This is a genomic window from Mycobacterium sp. THU-M104, from assembly GCF_049197365.1.
Lineage (GTDB): Bacteria > Actinomycetota > Actinomycetes > Mycobacteriales > Mycobacteriaceae > Mycobacterium.
The window spans coordinates 1-6011 of record NZ_JBMIOP010000255.1; the positions used below are offsets into that span (position 1 = coordinate 1).

Consider the following 6011-nt stretch of genomic DNA (forward strand, 5'->3'; position numbering starts at 1 on the left):
GCCGCGGACGCCTACCGGTTCGTCAGCCAGGCGCGCCATATCGGCAAAGTGGTGCTCACGCTGCCCGGCGCGCCCGGTGTCGGGCTGGCCGCGGGCACGGTGTTGATCACCGGCGGAACCGGCATGGCCGGGTCTGCGCTGGCCCGGCACCTGGTGGACCGCCACGGGGTGCGGCACCTCCTGCTGGCCAGCCGCGCGGGCGCCGCCGCGGCCGGGGCCGCGGAACTGCTGGACGGGCTGCGCGAGGCCGGGGCCGAGGTCTCGGTCGTCGCCTGCGACGTGGCCGACCGCGACGCGCTGGCGGCGATGCTCGCAGGGATCCCCGGAGACCGTCCGCTCAGCGGGGTGGTCCACGCCGCCGGGGTGCTCGACGACGGGCTGATCTCCTCGTTGACCCCGGACCGGGTCGATGCGGTGCTGCGGGCCAAGGCCGATGCCGCCTGGCATCTGCATTCGCTGACCCGGGATCTCGACCTCGCGGCGTTCGTGATGTTCTCCTCGATGGCCGGCATCGTCGGCACGCCGGGGCAGGGCAACTACGCCGCGGCCAACAGCTTCCTGGACGCGCTGGCCACCTACCGGCGCGCCCGCGGCCTGCCGGGGCTGTCGCTGGCCTGGGGACTCTGGGAGCAGGCCTCGACGATGACGGCGCACCTCGGGGCCCGCGACAAGGCCCGGATGAGCCGGGTCGGGCTGGCGCCGCTGTCCACGGAACAGGCGCTGGCGTCGTTCGACGCCGCACTGCTCGCGGACAGCCCCGTGGTGGTGGCCTCGCGCCTGGATCGGGCCGCGCTGTCCGGCCACACCGCGGCTCTGCCGCCGCTGCTGCAGGGTCTGGCTGCCCGCCCCACCCGCCGCGTCGTCGCCGACACCGGGGCCACCGCGTCGGTGGCCGGACTCGGCGCGCGACTGCACGGTCTGAGCCCCGAGACGCGGCGGCGCGACCTGGTGAGCCTGGTGTGTAGCAACGCCGCCACCGTGCTGGGCTTGGCGCAGGCAGTAGACCTCGACGGCGGCCGCACCTTCCAGGAGCTCGGCTTCGACTCGCTGACGGCCGTCGAGTTGCGCAACCGGCTCAAAACCGCCACCGGACTTTCGCTTTCGCCCACCCTGATCTTCGACTACCCGACCCCGACCGCCCTGGCGGAGTACCTCGACACCCAGCTCGGCGCCGCCACCGCTACCGCGGAACCCAACCTGATGACCCGTTTCCACGCCGTGGCCCGCGAACTGCAAACCCTGGTCGACCGCCCGGACGCCGGGCCCGACGACAAGGCGCAGATGTCCACCCGGCTGCGCCACCTTCTCGCCGCACTGACCACCGCCGATCGCCCCGGCGACGACGTCGACGACGACATCCGGGCCGCCAGCGAAAGCGAACTCTTCGCCATCCTCGACGAGGAACTCGGCCACTGATGCCCCAGACCTTGAGGAGTGACGATGCCGGGCACCGATAAGCAGCTCGACTACCTGAAGCGGCTCACCGCGGACCTGAGGCGAACCCGGCGTCAACTGTCCGAGCTGGAGGGCAGGCTCTCCGGGCCGGTGGCGGTGGTGGGGATGGGTTGCCGGTACCCAGGCGGGATCGACTCCCCGGAACGCCTGTGGGAGTTGGTCATCGAGGGCCGCGACGCGGTCGGCGACTTCCCGACCGACCGCGGCTGGGACGTGGACGCCCTGTTCGATCCCGATCCCGACGCCCGCGGGAAGATGTACACGCGCCGGGGCAGCTTCCTGTACGACGCCGCCGACTTCGACGCCGGGTTCTTCGGCATCGGACCCAGCGAGGCGCTGGCGATGGATCCGCAGCAACGCATGCTGCTGGAGATCTCGTGGGAAGCCCTGGAGCGGGCCGGGATCGACCCGCTCGGGTTGCGCGGTTCGGCGACCGGCGTGTTCGCCGGGGTTATCCATGCCGGATACGGCGGCGAGGTCAAGGGGGAGCTGGAGGGTTACGGCCTCACCGGATCGACCCTGAGCGTGGCCTCGGGCCGGGTGTCTTACGTGCTGGGCCTGGAAGGCCCTGCCGTGTCGGTGGATACGGCGTGTTCCTCCGCGTTGGTGGCGATGCATCTGGCGGCGCAGTCGCTGCGGTCGGGCGAGTGCGATCTGGCGCTGGCCGGCGGCGTGACGGTGATGGCGACCCCCGCGGCGTTCGTCGAGTTCAGCCGGCAGCGGGCGATGGCCGCCGACGGCCGGTGCAAGGTGTATGCCGGTGCCGCGGACGGGACTTCGTGGTCGGAGGGTGCGGGCGTGCTGGTGCTGGAGCGGTTGGCCGACGCCCTGCGGCTGGGTCACCCGGTCCTGGCGCTGCTGCGGGGTTCGGCGGTGAACCAGGACGGCGCCTCCAACGGTTTGACCGCCCCCAACGGGCCGTCGCAGCAACGGGTGATCCGGGCGGCGCTGGCCGGCGCGGGGCTGAGCGCCGCCGATGTGGCCGTGGTGGAGGGCCACGGAACCGGAACCGTGCTGGGCGATCCGATCGAGATCCAGGCGCTCCTGGCGACGTACGGGCAGGACCGCCCGGCGGATCGCCCGCTGTGGTTGGGGTCGATCAAATCCAATATCGGCCACACCTCGGCCGGCGCCGGGGTTGCCGGGGTGATCAAGATGGTGCAGGCGATTCGCCACGGCGTCATCCCGCAGACCCTGCACGTGGATGTGCCGACGCCGCATGTGGACTGGACGACGGGCGCGGTGTCGCTGCTGACCGGGCCGCAGCCGTGGCCGGAGGGCCCGAGACGGGCCGGGGTGTCGTCGTTCGGGATCAGCGGGACCAATGCGCACGTGATCGTGGAAGAGCCGCCCTCGGAACCGGAGCGCCCGGAAGACGTCGAAAGCGTTGCCGCCGAAGTCGATGATTCCCGGCCCGTGGTGCCCGTGCTGGTGTCCGGGCACTCGGATGCGGCGTTGGCCGCCCAGGCCGGGCGGCTACTGGAGCACCTGAGCGCGCACGAGGACTTGCGCGTGGTGGACGTGGCCTGGTCGTCGGCGACCACGCGCTCGGTCCTCGAACACCGCGCCGTCCTGGTGGGCGCCGACCGGGGCGAGTTGGTGCGCGGGCTGGCGGCATTGGCCTCGGGTGAGTCCGGTGCGGCCGTCGTGGGGCGCGCACGGCCGAGCGGCAAGACGGTGTTCGCGTTTCCCGGCCAGGGCTCGCAGCGGCTCGGGATGGGCGCCCAGCTATATGGGCGGTTCGGCGAGTTCGCCCGCGCCTTCGACGAGGCCGTGGCGGCACTGGACGCCCATCTGCGCCGCCCGCTGCGCCAGGTGATCTGGGGCGACGACCCGGAACTGTTGCAGGACACCGAATTCACCCAGCCCGCCCTGTTCGCCGTCGAGGTCGCGCTGGCGGCCTTGTGGCGATCCTGGGGGGTGGTTCCCGACATCGTGATGGGCCATTCGGTCGGGGAGATCGCCGCGGCCCACGTCGCAGGGGTGTTGTCCCTGGCCGACGCCGCCCGGCTGGTGGCCGCGCGCGGCCGGCTGATGGCGGACCTGCCCGCGCGCGGGGTGATGGTGGCCGTCGCCGCCGGCGAGGACGAGGTGGCGCCGTTGCTCTCCGAGGGGGTGAGCGTCGCGGCGGTCAACGGGCCCACGTCGCTGGTGCTTTCAGGCGAGCAGGCCGCGGTCGAGGCCATTGCCGACCAGTTGGCCGCGCGCGGCAGGCGGGTGCATCGGCTGGCCGTCTCGCATGCGTTCCATTCGGCGCTGATGGAGCCGATGCTCGAGGCGTTCTCCGCGGCATTGGACGGCGTGACGGCCGGTGCGCCCCGAATGGCGTTGGTGTCCAACCTGACCGGCGAGTTGGCCGATGCCGGTTACGGCTCGGCGGACTACTGGGTGGAGCACGTGCGCCGGCCGGTGCGCTTCCTCGACGGAGTGCACCTGGCCGAGTCGCTGGGTGCCGGGGCCTTCCTCGAAGTGGGCCCCGGTGCGGCGTTGACGGCCTCGGTGCAGCAGAGCCTGCGCGACGACCGGGCCATGCCGGTCGTGACGATGCCCAAGGAGGGACCCGAGATCGACGCGCTGCTCACCGCGGCGGGCCGGCTGTTCACCGCCGGCGCCGGTGTGGACTGGCGCGCGGCGTTCGCCGGCCTGGACGCGCGTACGGTGCCGCTGCCGACGTATGCGTTCCAGCGGCGCCGGTTCTGGCTGCCGGCCTCGTCGGTGGGGTCGCGGGACGCGGGCGGTCTGGGACTGGCCGGCACCGGGCACCCGCTGTTGGGTGCGGTGGTGCGGCGGCCGGATTCGGGTGGGGTGGTATTGACGGGCCGCCTGTCGGTGGGCACCCAGCCGTGGCTGGCCGACCACGCCGTCGGCGGGGTGGTGCTGTTTCCCGGAGCAGGGTTCGTGGAGTTGGTGCTGCGGGCCGGTGACGAGGCCGGCTGCCCGGTGCTCGAGGAGCTGACGTTGTCGGCCCCGTTGCTGCTGCCCGCCTCCGGCGGTGTGCAGGTACAGGTGGTGGTCGACGCCGCCGGCGAAGCCGGTGCGCGTACGTTCGCCGTGTATTCATCGGTGCCCGAACAGGATTCGGAATGGACCCGGCACGCCGAAGGCACCCTGGGTGCGGCCGCGGTCGCACCCGGCGCGGATCTGGCGGTGTGGCCGCCCGTCGGCGCGACGGCGGTGGACGCCGCCGGGGCCTATGATCGGCTGGCCGAGCGCGGCTACGGGTATGGTCCGGCCTTTCACGGTCTGCGGGCGGTGTGGCGGCGCGGGAGCGAACTGTTCGCCGAGGTCGAGGCTCCGCAGGCCGCCAATGTGGTGTTGGGCGGCTTCGGGATTCACCCCGTGGTGCTCGACGCGGCGTTGCATGCGCTGGGGGTCGCCGACGAGCAGGCGGCGGCCGTGCTGCCGTTCTCCTGGCAAGGGGTCTGCCTGCACGCGGTCGGCGCGTCACGGGTCCGGGTGCGGCTGGCGCCGGCGGGTACCGGCACGGTGTCGGTCGAGCTGGCCGACGCGTCGGGCCTGCCGGTGTTGTCGGTGCGGGCGTTGGCGCTTCGCCCCGTCTCCGCCGACCAGTTGGCCGCGGCCGGCGGCCGCTTCAACCGTGACGGGCTGCTCGAGGTGGTGTGGTCCCCGGTGTCCCCGGCCGACGACGCGGTCGGTGGCGAGCACTCGGTCTGGGAGTGGACGGCCGCGGATGGGGGAGCGGTCAAATCGGTGCATGCGGCCACCATCGAGGCGCTGACGATGTTGCAGTCCCGGCTGACTCGCGACGGGTCGGGGCCGTTGGTGGTGTCCACCCGCGGGGCGGTGGCCCTGGCCGACGAGGGGGTCGAGGATCTGGCCGGCGCGGCGGTGTGGGGCCTGGTCCGGTCGGCGCAGGCCGAGCATCCGGGCCGGTTCGTGCTGGTCGATTCGGACGGATCCGTCGACCTGGACGCCGTTCTCGCTTGTGGTGAGCCGCAGTTGGTGGTGCGCGACGGCGTCGTTCACGGCGCCCGGCTGAGGCCGGCCACCTCCCGGTTCCTGCGGTTGCCCACCGATGGCTGGCGGTTGGCCGCCGGTAGCGGGGGGACGCTGGACGACGTGACGGTGCAACAATGCCCACCCGCCGAGTTGTCGGCCGGGCAGGTGCGCGTGGCGCTGGCCGCGGCCGGGGTGAATTTCCGGGATGTGCTGGTGGCATTGGGTATGTATCCCGGAGCGGCACAGCTGGGCGCCGAGGGGGCCGGTGTCGTCGTCGAGGTTGCCCCGGATGCGACGGGACTGGCCGTGGGTGATCCGGTGCTGGGCATCGTGGGGCTGACGGGCTCCGAGGCGGTGGTGGATCAGCGGTTAGTCGTCCGGGTGCCGCAGGGGTGGGCGCTGTCCCGGGCGGCCGGTGTGCCGGTGGTGTTCCTGACGGCGTGGTACGGGTTGGCGGATCTGGCCGGGCTGCGCGCCGGCGAGCGGGTGCTGGTGCATACCGCGACGGGTGGGGTCGGTATGGCCGCGGTGCAGCTGGCCAGGCATTGGGGCGCCGAGGTTTTCGTCACGGCCAGCCGCGGCAAGTGGGACACGTT

General features: G+C 72.9%; 2 protein-coding genes. Both read left to right on the forward strand.

Annotation, left to right across the window (positions count from 1 at the left end; genetic code table 11):
- A partial coding sequence (locus ACOJVU_RS18440; protein ID WP_421531098.1) for an SDR family NAD(P)-dependent oxidoreductase occupies nt 1-1416 on the forward strand: 1416 nt, incomplete at its 5' end.
- Nucleotides 1417-1440: 24 nt separating this feature from the next.
- Nucleotides 1441-6011, forward strand: a 4571-nt coding sequence (locus ACOJVU_RS18445; protein ID WP_421531099.1) for a beta-ketoacyl synthase N-terminal-like domain-containing protein, incomplete at its 3' end; no start/stop codon positions are given.